Annotated in this window: 18 protein-coding genes and 1 tRNA gene; 9 read left to right on the forward strand and 10 right to left on the reverse strand. The window is 59.4% G+C overall.

Annotated elements, in window-relative coordinates; genetic code table 11:
• Positions 1 to 2: 2 nt before the first annotated feature.
• Positions 3 to 287, forward strand: coding sequence for a hypothetical protein (locus SynA1524_RS03700; protein WP_222930507.1), 285 nt, complete (start codon positions 3 to 5; stop codon positions 285 to 287).
• 421 nt (positions 288 to 708) lie between these two features.
• Here the strand turns inward: SynA1524_RS03700 and SynA1524_RS03705 are convergent, their stop codons facing one another.
• The 6 genes from SynA1524_RS03705 to SynA1524_RS03730 all read right to left on the reverse strand — a co-directional run bounded on the left by SynA1524_RS03705 (position 709) and on the right by SynA1524_RS03730 (position 7354).
• Positions 709 to 1296, reverse strand: coding sequence for a histidine phosphatase family protein (locus tag SynA1524_RS03705; protein ID WP_186498999.1), 588 nt, complete (start codon positions 1294 to 1296; stop codon positions 709 to 711).
• A 188-nt stretch (positions 1297 to 1484) separates the two neighbouring features.
• On the reverse strand, positions 1485 to 1838 hold the full coding sequence (locus tag SynA1524_RS03710) for an acylphosphatase (protein ID WP_186499000.1): 354 nt from the start codon (positions 1836 to 1838) through the stop codon (positions 1485 to 1487).
• Positions 1802 to 3160, reverse strand: coding sequence for a cobyrinic acid a,c-diamide synthase CobB (locus SynA1524_RS03715; RefSeq protein WP_186499001.1), 1359 nt, complete (start codon positions 3158 to 3160; stop codon positions 1802 to 1804). Before SynA1524_RS03715 ends, SynA1524_RS03710 begins: the two co-directional genes overlap by 37 nt.
• A gap of 16 nt (positions 3161 to 3176) precedes the next feature.
• Positions 3177 to 4463 (reverse strand): glucose-6-phosphate dehydrogenase assembly protein OpcA, encoded by a 1287-nt coding sequence (locus SynA1524_RS03720; RefSeq protein WP_186499002.1) that lies wholly within the window; start codon positions 4461 to 4463, stop codon positions 3177 to 3179.
• A 39-nt stretch (positions 4464 to 4502) separates the two neighbouring features.
• Positions 4503 to 6026, reverse strand: coding sequence for a glucose-6-phosphate dehydrogenase (gene zwf / locus SynA1524_RS03725; RefSeq protein WP_186499003.1), 1524 nt, complete (start codon positions 6024 to 6026; stop codon positions 4503 to 4505).
• A gap of 158 nt (positions 6027 to 6184) precedes the next feature.
• Positions 6185 to 7354 (reverse strand): FAD-binding oxidoreductase, encoded by a 1170-nt coding sequence (locus SynA1524_RS03730; RefSeq protein ID WP_186499004.1) that lies wholly within the window; start codon positions 7352 to 7354, stop codon positions 6185 to 6187.
• A gap of 138 nt (positions 7355 to 7492) precedes the next feature.
• Here SynA1524_RS03730 and SynA1524_RS03735 point away from each other — a divergent pair, with 138 nt between their 5' ends.
• Positions 7493 to 8035 carry an SRPBCC family protein gene (locus SynA1524_RS03735; RefSeq protein ID WP_186499005.1) on the forward strand — a complete coding sequence of 181 codons (543 nt, stop codon included), beginning with the start codon at positions 7493 to 7495 and terminating at the stop codon, positions 8033 to 8035.
• A 68-nt stretch (positions 8036 to 8103) separates the two neighbouring features.
• Here the strand turns inward: SynA1524_RS03735 and SynA1524_RS03740 are convergent.
• A tRNA-Glu gene (locus SynA1524_RS03740) sits at positions 8104 to 8176 on the reverse strand.
• 47 nt (positions 8177 to 8223) lie between these two features.
• Positions 8224 to 9375, reverse strand: coding sequence for a histidine kinase (locus SynA1524_RS03745; protein WP_186499006.1), 1152 nt, complete (start codon positions 9373 to 9375; stop codon positions 8224 to 8226).
• Positions 9376 to 9481: 106 nt separating this feature from the next.
• Here SynA1524_RS03745 and SynA1524_RS03750 point away from each other — a divergent pair, with 106 nt between their 5' ends.
• The 3 genes from SynA1524_RS03750 (at position 9482) to pepN (ending at position 13420) form a co-directional block, all read left to right on the forward strand.
• Positions 9482 to 10069, forward strand: coding sequence for a hypothetical protein (locus SynA1524_RS03750; RefSeq protein ID WP_186499007.1), 588 nt, complete (start codon positions 9482 to 9484; stop codon positions 10067 to 10069).
• Positions 10070 to 10288: 219 nt separating this feature from the next.
• Complete coding sequence (locus SynA1524_RS03755; RefSeq protein WP_222930508.1) at positions 10289 to 10633, forward strand: DUF8650 domain-containing protein; 345 nt, start codon at positions 10289 to 10291, stop codon at positions 10631 to 10633.
• Between the two features lie 171 nt (positions 10634 to 10804).
• Positions 10805 to 13420 carry an aminopeptidase N gene (pepN, locus tag SynA1524_RS03760; protein ID WP_186499009.1) on the forward strand — a complete coding sequence of 872 codons (2616 nt, stop codon included), beginning with the start codon at positions 10805 to 10807 and terminating at the stop codon, positions 13418 to 13420.
• Here the strand turns inward: pepN and SynA1524_RS03765 are convergent.
• Positions 13410 to 13670 (reverse strand): TFIIB-type zinc finger domain-containing protein, encoded by a 261-nt coding sequence (locus SynA1524_RS03765; RefSeq protein ID WP_186499010.1) that lies wholly within the window; start codon positions 13668 to 13670, stop codon positions 13410 to 13412. The two genes, pepN and SynA1524_RS03765, sit on opposite strands and share 11 nt — an antisense overlap.
• Between SynA1524_RS03765 and SynA1524_RS03770 the strand changes: the two genes are divergently transcribed.
• From SynA1524_RS03770 to SynA1524_RS03780, 3 genes are all read left to right on the forward strand, one after another.
• Entirely contained in the window at positions 13669 to 14424 is a 756-nt protein-coding gene (locus SynA1524_RS03770) for an AhpC/TSA family protein (protein WP_186499011.1), read from the forward strand. The two genes, SynA1524_RS03765 and SynA1524_RS03770, sit on opposite strands and share 2 nt — an antisense overlap.
• A gap of 81 nt (positions 14425 to 14505) precedes the next feature.
• Entirely contained in the window at positions 14506 to 14664 is a 159-nt protein-coding gene (locus tag SynA1524_RS03775) for a hypothetical protein (protein ID WP_186499012.1), read from the forward strand.
• 129 nt (positions 14665 to 14793) lie between these two features.
• Positions 14794 to 15123: a hypothetical protein gene (locus SynA1524_RS03780; protein ID WP_186499013.1), complete on the forward strand. Its 330-nt coding sequence runs from the start codon at positions 14794 to 14796 to the stop codon at positions 15121 to 15123.
• Here the strand turns inward: SynA1524_RS03780 and SynA1524_RS03785 are convergent.
• Complete coding sequence (locus SynA1524_RS03785; RefSeq protein ID WP_186499014.1) at positions 15105 to 15662, reverse strand: rhomboid family intramembrane serine protease; 558 nt, start codon at positions 15660 to 15662, stop codon at positions 15105 to 15107. The two genes, SynA1524_RS03780 and SynA1524_RS03785, sit on opposite strands and share 19 nt — an antisense overlap.
• A gap of 47 nt (positions 15663 to 15709) precedes the next feature.
• Here SynA1524_RS03785 and SynA1524_RS03790 point away from each other — a divergent pair, with 47 nt between their 5' ends.
• Positions 15710 to 17242, forward strand: coding sequence for a phytoene desaturase family protein (locus tag SynA1524_RS03790; RefSeq protein ID WP_186499015.1), 1533 nt, complete (start codon positions 15710 to 15712; stop codon positions 17240 to 17242).
• Position 17243 lies beyond the last annotated feature (1 nt).

Here is a 17243-nt window from a genome sequence, read left to right on the forward strand (position 1 = left end):
TCATGGGGATGCGCCGTTGTCTGATCGCTCTCAGCTTGTTCTGCCTTGTCTGGCCCAGTTCTGCAGCTTGGGCTCAGCAAACAATCAAGGCCCACCTCGTGCTGACCACGGGCGTCTTTGGGTCCAAGTTTTCAGGCAGCAATGCCGCCAACAGTGACTCCACATCGATGGTGACCACCCCGATGTTCAGTGAAGACGGATGCAAGGCTGAAGGTGAGCGTTGGCTGCGGCGCCCGTCGCGCTTCCGTAAGGGGTTCCGTGAATACTTTTGCGTGGTCTTGCGCTGAGGTTGGCGCCCAAGATCTTTTCAATTGAATGGTGGGATTGTTTCGTCGGTAGAACTGACGAAACAATCAATAAGACATCTATTTCTACGTTATTTCCAAGGTGACGTCTTCTCCTGGTAGTCGGCCATCATGGCTGCCAGAATCAATACAACGTACCTGTCGTCTGCTCCGGTCGCTCTCTTGAATTGCCTGATGACTTCGGCAATATTTCTCATCGCTTCAGGTATTTCCTTCTTTTTCTGATCCTTGCTAGGAACGAAATTCAATTGGTACAACTTATCTTAAGGGCCATTACTCTATGGTGTAAATGCTGTTATCAGGTTAAAAGAATCAGGAGAAATGATTCTGGTTTGAAGTAAGGATTTTGCTTTGTCAGTTCAGCGGATCCCTGCCGATCAACTCCTGCTAATCCAGGCATGGATTAACAGTTCCCCGTGGATGGAGCATTCCATCGCTGGATAGCCCGGGTGTCCCGTTCCCAGCCCAGGATGCTGACGGAGGCTGTGCCCAGCAATAGCAGTTGTCCGCCAGCGGCACCCAGTCCCAGCCATGTTCCAGCCAGCGCCCGGAGGATGTGGCCATGGGCAAACAGGGCAACATCCCCGTCCCCTGGGACGGCCAGCGCTCTGCTGATCGCTGTTGTGCAGCGGGCCTCAACCTGTGGAGCATCCTCTCCATTCGGCCAACCATGGCTCCAGGCCGTCCAGTCCGGGACGGTTTCACGGATCGTGGCAGTTGTGATCCCTTCGTAGTCGCCGTAGTTCCACTCGATGATGTCGTCGCAGATCTGCATCTGATCGCCGAGCCCGGCCAGCTCGCAGGTGCGTTGTGCCCGTTGGAGGGGAGAGCTGAACACCGCTGCAAATGCCTGCTGGCTGAGGACCGGGCCGAGGGCGTGGGCTTCCGCTTCACCCTCTGGCAGCAGCGGCAGGTCTGTGCTGCCGGTGTGCCGCCCCTTGAGAGCCCATTCCGTTGCCCCATGGCGCAGAAGCCAGAGCTGGCGTGACATCAGCTGATCAGCGGAGTGACCAACTCAGGATGGGCAGTGATGCTTTAAGGGACAGCAGCCTGGATCACAGCTTCAGGATCAGAGCTGCGAGACCGATGCAAACACCGAGGCTGATCACACCGAGAAGAGCTCGCCAGAACGCTTTGTCCTGTGGGTCGAGGAAGTTCTTGCCCATCTCTGGTGTTTGTTCAGTGGCGCACCTCAAACCAATCATCTCCGGTCACCGGCAACTGGCTCAGCTGAACTCTCAGCACCTGTGCTCCAGGGGGGCCCTGCTCGCACCAGGCACGCAGCTCTGAAATCGCCAGGGGAGGCCCTTCGGCCTGCACTTCAACACAGCCGTCTCGCAGGTTGCGGACCCAGCCCCGCAGGCCGAGGTCTAGTGCGCGCCGATTGCAGCTGGCTCGAAAGCCGACCCCCTGGACCCGCCCCTGGATCAGCAGCCGCCAGCGTTCGAGGAAGGGTTGCAGCCGTCCGGGCTGCGTTCTGTTGACGAACCGCCTGGCTATGGCATCGGATCTGCTGCGAGTGCGTCGCGCCATCGGGAGCAGATCATCGAAGAGCTGGCCCAGTGCAGGTGAATCCAGCTGGCGTGAATCCTCTGAGTACCCCATCCCTCCGGTGTCCGTCCGGTCTTCCAGCCCTCAATGTCCCACAGCACGGACCCGGCCGATGGCGGTCGGTCGTGCTCCAAGGTCCAGCGGTGAAACTCGTGGCCCTGCAGGGTTTCTTCATGCCGTAGCAGCAGGCCGTCCTGGCGTGGTGTCATCTGGCGGTAGCCCACCTGGAGCGCACCACGGCGCGCGCTGAAGGGCAGCACGCCAGCCATTGGATGCGAGGTGCCGTTGAGATCGTTCAGCTGCTGGCCCAGCAACAACATCCCGCCGCATTCGGCATAAATCGGGTGTCGTTGCGCAAACCCCCTGAGGGCAGACTGGCTGGTGCGGCACTGCCCCAGCCGCTCAGCGTGCTGTTCCGGAAAGCCTCCCGGCAGGATCAGCCCGCGAGCCTCGGCGGGAAGAGGTGCATCGGCGAGGGGGCTCCAGGGCAGCAGGGGCATGGCCATGCGCTCCAGCAGCTCGCCTGTCTCGGCGTAGCGAAAGTGAAAAGCCTCATCGACCGCCACGGCCACCGGCAACTCCGGCCCGGTGATCGGAGCGATCTCATCCAGCGGTGGCGTCCCTGACCGTGGAGCCTCCATCAAAGGGAGCCAGCGCGAAAGGTCGAGATGCTCCTCCGCGAGACGCGCCCAGCGTTCCAGTCGCTGGGAAGGATTTTGCAGCTCGTGGGCCGGGGCCAAGCCCAGATGTCGACTGGGTAAGGCCAGGTCATCACTCCTGGGCAGGCAGCCCAGCAGGGGCATGCCAACCGCGGCGAGAACCTCATGTAGCAGATCCCGATGTCGTTGGCTGCTCACTCTGTTCAGTACGACACCGGCCAGGGTCAGGTCTGGGTCGTGATCACGGAAACCCTGGACGAGAGCCCCCAGCGATGCGGCCTGACCACCGGCATCGATCACCAGCACCACCGGCAACTGCAGTTGTTTGGCGACAGCTGCCGTGCTGCCGGCTTCACTGCAGCCGATGCCGTCGAAAAGTCCCATGACCCCCTCAACAAGGGCCAGATCCTGCTGGCTTCCGTAACCGTGAAAAGCCCGTTCAACCCAGGCCTTGCCGCAGAGGTTGATGTCGAGATTGCGGCAGGGATGCCCTGCTACCGCACTCAGCAGCTGCGGATCGAGGTAGTCCGGTCCAACCTTGAACGGCTGGACGCTGTGGCCCTGAGAGCGCGCCCAGGCCAACAGGGACAGAGTGAGCAGCGTCTTGCCGCTGCCGCTGGCCGGTGCGGCGATGACAACGGCCATGGCAGATGGTGCTGCTTCAGTTCAGCAGCCTGGCAGCCAGCGGAGCCGCGTCGGCCAACAGGGGGTTGGTGGAGTCGTGTCCGCCGCTGAGCAGCCTTGCCACATCCATTTCCGGTGAGGCGTGTTGAACCGACACGATCTCCTCATGCAGCTCAAGGCTGGCCATGCCACCCCCCTCAAGACGAATGCAGCCACCGGATTCCGCACAGAGGATCACACAGACACCCTGGCCCTGCTCCGGTTGGCAGATCAGCCGCAGACCGACCATCTGCCCCGCATGGACACTGGGCTGGCCGGTGGGAACGGTCATCAACTGAAAGCGGATGTCAGCGCCGTCATGACGGCTGAACTGCGCTGTGACTCCTTCTTCGGAGACCTTGCTCCCCAGCAACTGCCAGCCGAGACGGTCTGCGATCCAGGCCGCCATCAGCAGGCCCTGGGCGGGGTGGTGACCTTCCACATCGATGTCCAATTGCGTGATGTGGCAGAGAGCATCGCGACGGTTCGGCGGGTCAAACACCATCGCCAGGGTTTCGCGCCAGCTGCGCAGACGCAGCCAGTTGAGGTCATTCACCGCCTGACCGGACTCCACGCGTGAGCGCAGCAGGTTGAGGCAGTGGCTTGGATTACCGACGGCGGTGTCAAGGATCAGGCGCCTGGGAGAACAGGCCAGCTGTTCCATCAGGTCGGGTGCTTCATCGAGGAATCCGTTCCACCAGACCCAGGACGGCATTGACGGTGGCAGGAGTGGCTGAAGGATCGACATGCCATCGCGCAGGGCGTCGTGGCCACCTCGCAACACCACCACATCACCACAGGCGGCGGTTCCCCCACCCTCCTCAGGCAAGGGGCAGTAAGCCGCCACAAGCGTCTCCAGTCCCTGGTTGGCGTTAATGGTCGGGGCCAGGGTGATCAAGCGTCGGGGCTGGAGTTCACTCAGGGCCGGGTCGATGTATTGCCCCCGCAGATCGTCGGCCTGGTGGTCACCGTCGAGCTGGGCGACAGCGGCGATCAGCTCACCAGCAGTTGGTGGGGTGCTCAGGGGCAGATCGGTGTCGATCACGGCCTGGCGACCGGCGTCCAGCAGTTCATCGGATTGCTGGCCGGTGATCGGACCGTTGAGGCGGCCGGAACGCACCAGTTGTTGTTCTGCCCAGGCGGGTTGCCAGATCAGTAGACAGAAGGTGTTCGCGCCGGAGCCGGTGTTGCCTTGCTGCTCCGTCGACCAGAGTTGCTCCAGGTAGGTGGGCACCTCTGAGGGGGCGAGTTCGAGCGGGGTCTGAAGTGTGAGCTGGGGGGACATGGGAGGACGGGAGATGGAGTGCGGCGAATTCAGGTGGTGTCAGGGACGACGCCAGAGCAGTCCGTCACGGGCCAGCAGGGCATCAGCGGCGGCAGGTCCCCAGGTGCGGGATTCGTAGGGGTGGATCGGCAGCTGCCATGGGCTGTCTTCGATCAGTTCCAGCAGCGGGGTGTAAAGACGCCAGGCCGCTTCCACTTCGTCACTGCGGGTGAACAGGGTCGGATCGCTGAGCATGGCGTCCGCCAGCAGGCGGACATAGCCCTCATCGGAGGGCTCCCCAAAGGACTCGTCGTAGGAGAACTCCATGTCGATCGGACGGCTGCGCATGCCGGAACCGGGGGATTTCACTTCGAAGCGGAATTCCGCCCCTTCGTCGGGCTGGATGCGCAGAATCAACTGGTTGGCCGTGGGGCCGCCGGTGGCAGCATCGAAGAGATGCACCGGTGCTTCGCGGAAGGTCAGCACCACCTCGCTGAGGCGTTTGGCCAGCCGCTTGCCTGTGCGGACGTAGAAGGGGACCCCCTGCCAGCGCCAGTTGTCGATGAACAGCTTCATGGCGACGTAGGTCTCCGTGGTGCTGTTGGGATCGACGCCGGGTTCCTGGCGGTATCCGGCCAGGGGGGCGTCATGGCTGCCGCCGGGGCCGTACTGACCACGGATGCAGCAGTTCCATGGCTCCTGCTCGTCGGCTAGTCGTGCCGCCTGCAACACCTTGGCCTTTTCGTTGCGAATCGCCTCCGGGTCAAAGCGACCAGGCGGTTCCATGGCCGTGATGGCCAGCATCTGGGTCAGGTGGTTCTGCACCATGTCCCGCAGGGCACCGGAGGTCTCGTAATACCCGGCTCGCTCCTCGACTCCAACGGTCTCGGCGGCGGTGATCTGAACACTGGAGATGTAGTTCCGGTTCCAGATCGGTTCGAAAATGGTGTTGGCAAAGCGCAGCACCATGATGTTCTGGACCGTTTCCTTGCCCAGGTAATGGTCGATCCTGAAGATCTGATTCTCTTGCCCGCAGCTCTTCACAACACGGTTCAGGGCTTGTGCACTGCCGTAGTCACGACCGAAAGGCTTCTCGATCACCAAGCGGCTGCGTTGGGGGTCCTTCAGCAGACCGGCATCCGCAAGCGCGCGACAGCCACTGCCGTAGAACTTCGGTGACACCGAGAGATAGAAGGTTCGGTTGCCGCGGGTGGCGCACTGTTGATCAATGGTCTCCAGCCGTCCTCCCAGGCGAACCACGTCCTCCAGTTGCTGTAGATCGACGGGTTCGTAGAACAACTTCGTGGCGAACTGATCCCAGGCTTCCTGGTTCTCGACGATCTTGCTGGCCAGGGCCTCGGCCATTTTTCCGCGAAACTCGTCGTCGCTCCAGGGCCGGCGCGCGCAGCCGAGAAGGGCGAATTCACTGGGAAGTCGCCGCTGCTTGAACAGTTCGAACAGCGCGGGGACGAGTTTGCGGTGGGTCAGGTCACCACTGGCGCCGAAAATCACCAGACATTGCGGTGCGATAACCCGTTCCTGTCGGAGTCCGACCCGCAGGGGATTGGTGGCGGTGGCGACCATCGGGCCTTGGCATCTGACGAAGGTTTAGGCACGGAATGGGAAATCAACAGTGCCCCAGATCAACCGAGCCTGTTTTTGGCCCGTTTTGTTGCCAAGCGAAAAAAAAGGACCACCCGAGGGCAGTCCTTGCGGAGCTTGATCAGCTGAGCTGCGGCTAATCAGTAGGTTTCCACGTGCCAACGATCAGCCTTCTTGAGTTGAGGGCGCAGTTCAGACCAGTCCAGACCCTTGGCAGCCGCAGCAGCGGTCATGGCTTCGTCGATGCCGGGTTCCATGCCCCTAAGGCCACACATGTAGACGTGAGTCTTGGGATTTTCAATCATTTCGAAGATCTCCTCGGCGTGCTCAAGCACACGGTCCTGGATGTACATCCGACCACCCTTGGCGTTCTGTTGCTCGCGGCTGATGGCCTTGGTGTAGCGGAAGTTGTCCGAGAATTCCTTCTCGTAGTGGAGAAAATCTTCGTCATACAGGAGGTTCCCGGTCTTGGGTGCACCCATGAATAACCAGGCCTTACCGCGGAACGTCCAACCATTGGCTTCCCGTTCCCGAGGTTCGAACATGCGGCGGATATAGGTGCGCATCGGAGCGATACCGGTGCCTGTCGCCAGCATGATGATGTTGGCGTCCTCGTCGTCGGGCAGGAGCATCTCCTTGCCCACCGGACCGGTGATCTTCACTTTCGAACCGGGCTCGATGTCGCAGAGGTAAGTGGAGCAGACGCCATAGATCTGCTCGCCAGCCTCGTTCTTGTACTCCAGCTGACGCACACAAAGGGACACTGTGTTGTCTTTGTAGTTATCGCCGTGGCGCGTGCTGGCGATGGAGTACAAGCGAAGTTTGTGCGGTTTGCCGTTGGCATCTTCGCCCTCCGGAATGATGCCGATGCTCTGACCTTCGATGTATTCGAGCTGGGGATCACCGCCGGAGAGATCGAAGGTGATGTGTTGCACCCGACCAATGCCACCCTCAACAACCAGGGAATAGTTCTCAGTCACCGTGCCAAGGAAGGGCGTCTTGGGCTTGTAGGTGTTGACCGGAACGTTGGAGTGGGGCTTCTTCTTGGGAGCGGGGGCAGAGGTCACGGCTTGCGGAGCGGGGGCGCTGGACGCGGCCACCGGAGCCGCGGGAGATTCCTCGCCGGCTGGTGACACACTCCTGATTCTGGCGCCAGAGGCTGAAAGGCGCTTGTACAGGTCATTAAGTCCACTCATGGCCACTCGGTAGGTCCGAATCACCGAAGGCCCTGAACCGGCCTGAATGCCACTGGCGACAACCGTGAACAGTGATGAGGAAGTTCCACCCGCTGTGGCAACGGACACCCGCATTTGACGACGTTTTTGGTGGCGAGACTATAGGGGTGCTTTAAAAACAGGTTCGATTCAGTTGCCGTTTGCCACAACTGGCGATGTCGTCTGGACGACTTCCGTAAGATCTGCTCGGACCAGCTCTGTGCACCAGACCCGTTGACTCCACTTCAGGCGCTGTTTCCAGGTGGACTTCGCTCCTCCAGTCACCAGAGCGAAACCATCGAGCAGACGATGGAGCGTCTGCCTGGAGGAACACGGCGTCTTGCCGTTCAGCTGAAAAGTTCGATCCCTGCTGAGCTGTTTTGGGACGTCTTAACGGATTACGCCCATCTGGCTGATTTCATTCCCAACCTGAGCTCCAGTGAGCTGGTGATGCGGGATGGAGAGACGGTTCGCCTTCAGCAGGTTGGCAGCCAACAGTTGCTGGGGATGCGTTTTTCAGCGCAGGTGCTGCTTGAACTTCGGGAATTCAAGCCCGATGGCGTCCTTCGTTTTCAAATGCTGAAGGGTGACTTTCGACGATTTGAAGGATCCTGGCAGGTCAGAACCCTGCCGGAAGGGTCGTACCTCCTTTACGAGCTGACGGTGCAGGGGTGCCTGGGAATGCCGATCGGCTTGATCGAAGAGCGCCTTCGCGACGACCTCAGCAGCAATCTCGTCGCGGTGGAGAGGGAAGCACTACGTCGCTGCAACAACTAATCACGAGAGAACAAAAGTGAAAGTTCAGTTCACTGCGATTTGATCACCGGAGATCGAAAAATATTAAGTACCCCCAAGGGGATTCGAACCCCTGTCGCCTCCGTGAAAGGGAGGTGTCCTAGGCCTCTAGACGATGGGGGCGAGGCCGTGATCAAGGAGCCGTCTGTGCTCCTCATCACCAGAACAAACTACGGCTCGAGCTCTCCCTCCGTCAAGACGGCCTGCCCCCATTCCTGGCCCTGTCCCTGCCAGATCGGGACGGTGAAGGTGAAACACGCTCCCTCCCCTGGTTCAGAGACGACCCAGATCCGTCCACCATGCACTTCCACGATGCGGCGGCACACCGATAAGCCCACGCCGAACCCCGTTGTGCGATCGGAGGTCTGGGGAAGACGAACCCGATCGAGAAAGATGCGCTGCTGTTCTTCCGTCGGGATGCCAGGCCCGCTGTCGCAGACACTGACTTCAACCCTCTGGCTGGTGCGGTGGAGCATGGTGAGGGTTATGTGTCCGCCGTTGCCGGTGTATTTCAAAGCGTTCTCCAGGAGATTCAGCAACACCTGACGCATGCGGCGCTGATCGGCAAAGACCTTGGGCAGGTCGCTCGGGATGTCGGTACGGATCTCGACGTTTCGGCCCAGCCAGAGTTTTTCGAGTTCGAGAATCACTTCCGCTGAAACGCTGGCCAGGTCAAGCCGCTGCGGATTAAACAGTGTTTCCCAGCGGGTGGTTCCCACTTCCAGCAGATCCTTCGACAGGGCCTCCATCTCCTCCAATCTCCGCGTGATCACGTCCTGGAAGCGGGACATATCGATCTGTCCCAACCGCTGGCTCTGGAGTGCCAAGGCAGCAGCGGTCAGTGGAGTCCTCAGCTCGTGGGCCACCATCCGCAGCAGTCGCTCCTGGGCGTGAATCCTGTCGATCAGGGTCTCGTTTTCCTGGCGCAGCACCAGCAGTTGGTCTTCAAGTTGAAGCTCTTTTTGCGTTCTGCTCCCGTCCAGTTCTGTCGGCCTCAGGCTGAGACCTAAGCCGCTCACCACGCCGTCCTGCTGCCAGCGGGGCACCCATCCCTTCAGCTGCTGGAGGATGTTGCTGCCGGCGAAGACCTGCTTCGGTGCCGGGGATAGCTTGATCAGTGCCGGCGTGATCACCAGCCTGTGAAGTTCCAGCAATTCGGGCTGCTGCGATGGATCCGCCACCTGCAGCGTCACCTGGAAGCCAACGTCATCTCGTTCCAGGTAATGAACGACGGATCTCAGGTCAGGGCCGGAGAGGTGATGGCGTGCTGCCACCAGCAGGAGTTTCAGCCGCTGGCGACCCTTGGGATCGTCCTCCCCCACGGCTCAGTGATGACGTAAAACTGAGGCTTACCTTATGGGTTTTTGACTGGTCCGCCATCCGGGCTAAGACAACTGGAAGCACTCCGACGCCTGGCCGACACGGTTTATGTCGCTCTTTTCCGCGCAAAACCGTGTTCCACTCACGGTTCCTGGTTCAACCTCCGCATCACCGTCCATCCAGGTGGACAGCAACCTGCGTCGTTGGTTTGGCCGGAATCTCGGAATTTGGCGCTCCCGCCGGCAGTACACCTTCAGCGATGAGCAAGTGCTGCATGTGGATATGCATTTGAAAATGGAGGCCTTTGCGGAACCGGCAGCCGGCGAAAGCCGGTATCGCTTCAGCTGGTGGTCCGATGAAAGCAACCAGCATTCCGACGAATTCTTTGCGCGCAAACCCTGGTATGAGCGCACTGGTGTGATGGAAGCCACGCTCTGGGGGCATCAGCTGCAGCGCAGTCGCGGCTACCTCAACACCGATCCCGTTCGCACGCGCCTGCGTCAGGTGGATGAGCACGAAACGATCCTGGAGTCTCACTACCAGCAATGGGACATCCTTGAGCACATCCGACTGGTGGACCAGGACCGCTACCGCTACCGCGCCATCTACAGCTGGGAGAACGGGGAGCTGGCGATCGTTGAACATCACCACGAAATCAGGATGTCTGACCCTCTGCCCCTGATCCAGGAAGACTGAACCAGGCGACGGGCCTCAGCTCAATCCTGGTTGCCATTGAGAATTGGACTCTGGAAAAGAATTGGGGAAGTATGTCCCAGTTCAAAAAGCGATCACTGAACGGGTGTTTTCGCAAAAGCTCCTATAAAATATCTAAAATTTTTTTAAGTCATGAAAAAGAATAATTTCTTTTCGGCAATGACATTCGCAATTTCTTTGGCCTGTGGTTCACCGTCTGTGATGGCTCAGGCAGCTGGCGGCAGTACAAAACCCGCGACTCCAAATGACATCAATACCTACATGACAATTTCTGTTGTCACGTTTTGCGAGGCAAGAGGTCAGGGAGTCAGTTTCGACAAGTCAATTCCTGTCGCACTCGCTGGGCAAGCCTCTGCTGTGTTTCAAAAACATGGCGGGGTTGTTCCCGGCTCCAGCGAGCCCCTCTCCGAGGAGCAATTTTTCAAGACGTCTCCCTTTATGCTCATCGGTGGAGCCATGAAGGTTTGCAAAGACCAAGTTCCTGATGACCAGCAGAAGAAGTTTGAAAAAGCCGCTGCAGAATTAAAGTCTCGTTCGAAAAAATAATAATTTAAACTTGTAATTGCAAGGCATTCAGATTGGTTAATTAACTTTAGAATAACTTTTTACTGATTTCACGTAACCATATTTTTGCTGCGAATGTTATGTCCTCTCTTAATCCTGTGTCATTCTTACTTTCTTTGAGCCAAAATTTGTCGTCAGTTGGTACGAAGTGTCATGGTCTCTGCGTCTCCCGTCCGCCTTGCGGACTACAGCCCATGGCCTTTTGCTCTGCCAGCGATTCGCTTGAACGTCGACATCAGAACCAGCGAAGTGCTGGTGATCAGCCGACTGGAGCTAGAGCCCCAGGAGGAGGCTGACGTCCTGCAGCTGCAGGGTGTGGACCTAGAGATCTGCAGCATCAGGCTGAATGGTGACGATCTTGCGGGTGATGCCTACAGCTATACGGATCAGCTGCTGACGATCCACTCTCCGCCGAGCACGCCGTTTGTTCTGGAGACCTGTTGCCGCATCGACCCCTACAGCAACAGCTCTCTTGAGGGTCTTTATGCCAGTGGTGGCCTGCTGAGCACACAGTGCGAGGCCGAGGGATTCCGGCGAATCAGCTTTCACCCGGATCGCCCCGATGTGCTGAGTCGGTGGACGGTGCGAATCGAAGCGGACAAAAGCAGTTGTCCTGTGCTCTTGAGCAATGGCAATGCCGCTGGAACAGAAGCTGTTGGCTCAAACCGCCATGCGGTGACCTGGGTCGATCCCTTCCCCAAGCCGTCCTATCTGTTCGCCTTGGTGGCAGGTGATCTGCGCGAAATTCGCGACAGCTTCACCACGGCATCCGGTCGCACAGTGACGCTGCGCTTGCACGTGGAGGAGGGTGATGAGCCCTACACCGCCCATGCCATGAAGTCGCTGAAGCGATCCATGCAATGGGATGAACAGGTGTACAACCTTCAATATGACCTAGATGAATACAACATCGTCGCGGTGCGCCACTTCAACATGGGCGCGATGGAGAACAAGAGTCTGAACATCTTCAATTCAAAGCTTGTTCTGGCAGATGCTGAAACTGCCACAGATGCTGAGCTAGAGCGCATCGAGAGTGTCATTGCCCACGAATATTTTCATAACTGGAGTGGCAATCGGATCACCTGTCGCGACTGGTTTCAGCTCTCATTGAAAGAAGGCCTGACGGTGTTCCGTGATCAGTCCTTCACCGCCGATCTTCATTCAGCGGCGGTGAAACGGATCGAGGATGTGGCGATGCTGCGCAACACCCAGTTTCGAGAGGATGCTGGACCGACTGCTCACCCTGTGAAGCCTGCGGAATACCAGGCGATTGATAATTTCTATACAACAACGATTTATGAGAAAGGGTCGGAACTGATCCGGATGCTCCACACCCTGCTGGGAGCGGAGCGGTTCATGCGCGGGATGGCGCTCTATGTAAGCCGTTTCGATGGCACGGCGGCCACGACGGAAGACTTCATTCAATCCATCGTCGATGGAGCGACGGAGGGGGGAGAGCCGCTGGGATTTGATCCAGAGCGTTTCCGTCGTTGGTATCACCAGGCCGGGACACCGGAGCTGACGGTTGAGCGCCAGTGGGACTCCAACACCGGACGCATGACCCTGCAGCTTCGGCAGGCCACGGCACCAACCCCCGGACAGGTGGACAAGCAGCCGCTGGTGCTCCCGTTGGCGATGGCCCTAATCGGTCCAGAGGGGCGTCTGGGAGATGAGCAACTCGTGGTGATGGAGAACGAGACCAAAACCGTGATCCTTCAGGGCGACCCTGGCCCGGTTGTTCCAGCCCTGTCACTGCTGCGCCGCTTTTCAGCGCCGTTGATCGTGCGGATGGAGGCCTCCCTGGAGGAGCGCTTGCAACTGCTCGCCAATGATGACGATCCATTCATCCGCTGGGATTCCGCCCAGGGCCTGTTCCGCCAGGTGCTGATCGCCCGCGCCGAGGGGCGTGTCGATGAGCAGGTGGAAACGGCGGTGGTGGAAGCGTTGTCCCAACGCCTGGCGGCCTATGGAGGTAACCCTGATTCGGCTGCGGCGTCCGAGTTGGCAGCACTGCTGGCCTTGCCGGGGCTGCTGGAACTGGAGGCGTTGCAGACACCAGTGGATCCTCCAGCTCTGTTTGAGGCTGCTTCAGGCTGGTGCCGTGATCTCGGTCTGCGGCTGCGATCTGAGTTGATCGGGTTGCTGGAGCAGACCCGCCAGGACTGGGCGTTGACCTGGCCGGCTGGTCAGGGTGGACGTCAGCTCACGGCTGTGGCCTGGCGTTGGCTCGTGGCATCCAAGGATGCTCAGGCGTGCGCTGATGCGCTTGCCGCCGTGTCGAGTCCATCGATGACCTTGGCCCGATCGGCTCTGAGGGCTCTGCAGCCGGTGGCCGTGCCCGAACGGGACCAGGCCCTTGCTGCGTTTTATGAGCGCTGGCAAGAGAAACCGGTCATCCTCGATGCCTGGTTTGCGCTGGAGGCCTCGACGCCTCGGGCGGACGGCCTGCAGCGGGTCAATGCATTGCTGCAGCATCCCCGCTTCGATCCCCTGGCGCCCAACTCGCTGAGGGCGGTGCTGGGAGGACTCACCGCCAATGTGCCGGTATTCCATGCTCTCGATGGCTCCGGCTATCGCTTCATGGCCGAGCAGATCGCGGCTGTGGATGCCCGCAACCCCATCACAGCGTCCCGGCTGGCCAAGGTGTTTAGCCGCTGGAGGAGCTACGGGCCGGAGCGCCAGTCAGCCATGCGAGAGGCCATCGAGCAGCTGGCAGCCGGTGGCTTGTCCTCCAACACGGCTGAGGTGGTGGCGATGCTCAGGACGTAAGCACCACCACGGCGATGGCAACGCCGATCAGCAGCGTCAACCAGAGCAATCTCTGGCGGCTGAGTGGTGGTGCACTGCGTCGTCGTTGTCGTTGGTTGGAGCGATTCCGGCTTGGGCGGCTCCCGGCAGCCAGTCCGCAGGATTGACAGATCAGCCGACCGGCCAGAGCTCGGTCAGCCCTGAAGCGGCGGCTGCCGCAGTTCTGACAGACACTGGTCACCACGCAACCAACGGCACAGGTCTTCAGCATGACGCGGCAAAGCACTGAGAGCCAGCAACAAACGTTGCAACCCTTGTTGGAGCGCCTCACGCCGGCAGCTTCAGCCTGGAGACGTCTCGTCGTCGTGATGGGACAGCTGGGCGATTTCGATTCGATGGAGTACGCCCAAGCCTTGGTCCCCCGCCTGGCTGACCTTGAGGTCGCGCGGATTGATCTGCAGGCTTTTGCGATCGGGGATGAAGGAAGTGCTGAGCGCTTCTGTGCCTTCACCGGATTTCCGCGGCAATGCCTTGAGGTGGACAGCAGCTCAGAGCTCCATGAAGCCCTCGGCCTCTACGCCGGCTTACAGGTTCCCGGAGGACCTTGGCCCGGATTTTTGCTGATGTGTGCTGGTGTTGGCTCGCCTGGAACGCTGCAGGAGGTGCTGCGCGGTTACACCGGAGATCGTTCCGCCCCGCAAATTTTTGCGGATGAGGAGGTGGTGAAGGCCTGGCCCCTGCCGGATTTTCCTGCAGCCATGTTTGCTCGCGCCGGGGGACGTGGATTTCAGCGCCCGTTCGAACTAGCCACAAAGCGACTTCGCAACATGGGCGAGGTGCTCAGCAACTGGCGCACCTATGTGCCCTGCGACGACCACATCGCCCAGCGGGGCGGCACCTTTCTGCTGGATGAGGAGGGTGCTCTGCTGTATGAGCGATGGGAGACACATCTGCTGGGTTTCGCTGATGACATGGCAGCTCCGCTGGCCTTCCTTGAGCCGTATCTCAATGGTGATCCCAGCTAAAATCACATCCCTAGCTTGTGATGAAAGGCTTCCGGTTTCAACGATCTTTCCCTGAGTCGTTCCGATGAGGCAATCTCGACGGTGGATGGCAGCATCGATGTTGACAGTTTTGATGTTGTGATCGGTGGTTCGCTAAAAGCTCGCGCAACAGAGCGTTCATTGCAAAAACGTCGGAAGAGCATTGACGTGTTCGTTGATGCTGGGTCACTGGATGATCCCTTTTATCGCTTTTTTGATTAGGGTGGTGATGAATTTGAAGACTTCAAAATCAATGTTAAAAAGAAGTATCGCTTCCACCGTCTTGATCAGGCTGAGAGTCACCCCTTTTATATCGGTGATTCGGGCTACAACAGGGCTTCAACCAGTGCTGTGAAAATCAAGGGTGATGGTGAGTTCTCGGATGACATTACTGGATCCGACGTGCTGAAATTTCAGGTGCGGAAATCGGATCGAAAAATGTTCAAAAAAGAAGGAGAGTTGTCCTTTTTCTGCACATCACATGATTCGATGATCGGGACCTTCTTGATTAATGGGCAAAAGGTTGTTCCAGCCCTTGAACCAGTTCAAGAGATGGTCGCAGAACCTGTCATTAATGAGCTAATCTCCAGCGAATTGGTGAATAACGATCCAACTGCGGTTTATGCAGGTGGGTATTACAGGATCTCCACGGATTCACTGGATCAGCTTCCCTTGATCTGATCCAATTCATCGGAATCTCTGCGTATGGCGAATGCTGCCAGAACGCCCCCCAGAAATCCGCCGGCGTGACCAACCCAGCTCACCCCGGCGGGTGAGACTCCGGGGATCAAGGCCAACAAGGCTGAGCCGTACAACCAGAACGTGATTCCTCCCAGAAGAATCGGCACGATTCTGCGTTCCAGTAGACCGATCAACAGGAGATAGCCGAGCAATCCATACACCACTCCGGAGAGCCCATGGCCCGCAGCTGGCCAGAACAGGGCGATGGGGAGTTCAACCAGCACCACTCCGATCCATACGGCGATGTAGTCGCGGTTGCTCCGTGTGAGCACCAGCCAGCTCAGGGGCAGAAACACCAGAGAGTTGGACATGAGATGACCGAAGCCCGAGTGGCTGAACGGTGCGCTCAACACTCTCCACAACGGCAGGCCAGGTCCCATCGGCAGATTCCACTGGCCACCAAAAAGCAGTTGATCGATGAGTTCCTGACCCCAGGCCAGGCCGAGCAACAGCAACGGAATCAGCCAGCGGCCGCCCATCTCCAGCAAGCAGGGATCACAATGATGGCTCCCATGGGCTGGGTTGGGTGAAGGACAGGGTCGATGTGGTGGTGATCGGCAGTGGTATCGGTGGTCTCTGCTGTGCGTCCCTTTGTGCGCGAGCCGGACGAGAAGTGCTGGTGCTCGAAGCCCATACCCAGCCTGGTGGTGCAGCCCATGGTTTTCAGCGTCAGGGCTATCACTTCGAATCGGGACCATCGCTTTGGAGTGGCTTGGCCCGTTGGCCGAGCGGCAATCCTTTGGCTCAGATCCTGCGGGCCCTGGATCAGCCTCTCGAGGTGATCCCTTACAGCAGCTGGGATGTGTTGCTGCCAGAGGGTGATTTAAGGATTCCCGTTGGAGCTGCTGGCTTTGAAGAGGTTGTTCGGGATCTGCGCGGGACCGATGCTGTTGAGGAATGGCGACGCTTCGGTGAGGTGTTACGTCCGATCGCTGCTGCCGCCAACGCGTTGCCGTTGCTGGCGCTTCGCCCCGGAATTGATGCCATGGCGCAGCTGCTTGAACGCGGCCCCCGCTTGCTGAAACATCTACCGTCGATGCGGCATCTTTCCGGTGCCTTTGGTCCCTTGGTGGATCGTCATCTGAATGATGATTTTCTGCGGCACTGGGTGGATCTGCTCTGTTTCCTGATCAGCGGCATGCCGATGGGGGATACCAATGCAGCGGCTATGGCGACGCTGTTTGGGGAGTGGTTCGAACCGGAGGTCTGCCTGGACTACCCGGTGGGTGGCAGTATCGCGGTGGTCGATGCTCTGGTGCAGGGACTGCAGCGCCACGGCGGCGAGCTGCGAACGGCAGCCAGGGTCGAGCGAATCCTGATGGATGGCTCCAGAGCAGTTGGCGTTCAGCTCAGCAATGGCGAGTTGATCCACGCCGATCAGGTCGTCAGCAACGCTGACATCTGGAGCACCCTAAATCTGATGCCTGAGGACGTCGCTGTCGGTTGGCAACGGGATCGTGCTGAGACGCCAGCCTGCAATGGCTTCCTGCATCTACATCTCGGCTTTAACGCTAGTGGTTTGGACGACCTGCCGATCCACACCGTCTGGGTGGATGACTGGCAGCGGGGGATTGCAGCGGAACGCAATGCCGTGGTGTTGTCGGTTCCATCGGTGTTGGACCCCGCGATGGCTCCGACGGGTCAGCATGTTCTGCATGGCTACACGCCAGCCAGTGAACCCTGGTCGCTGTGGGCGGACCTACCGCGGGGAAGCGAGGCCTACAAGGCGTTGAAAACGGAGCGCTGCTCTGTGTTTTGGCGTGTTCTGGAACGACGCATCCCGGACATTCGTGAGCGCTGCCACGTGGTGATGGAGGGGACGCCGCGGACCCATGGTCATTACCTCAATGTGCATCGCGGCAGCTATGGACCTGCCCTCTCTGCTGCTGAGGGGCTCTTCCCTGGCGTGACCACACCGCTTGATGGGCTCTGGCTTTGTGGTGCCAGCACCTTCCCGGGGATTGGTATTCCGCCGGTGGCCGCCAGTGGTGCCCTGGCGGCCCATGGGATTGTCGGTCGTCAGGCCCAGCGCCAGCTGCTGCAGGAGCTGGGCCTGTGAT

The organism is Synechococcus sp. A15-24, assembly GCF_014280195.1.
Classification (GTDB): domain Bacteria; phylum Cyanobacteriota; class Cyanobacteriia; order PCC-6307; family Cyanobiaceae; genus Parasynechococcus.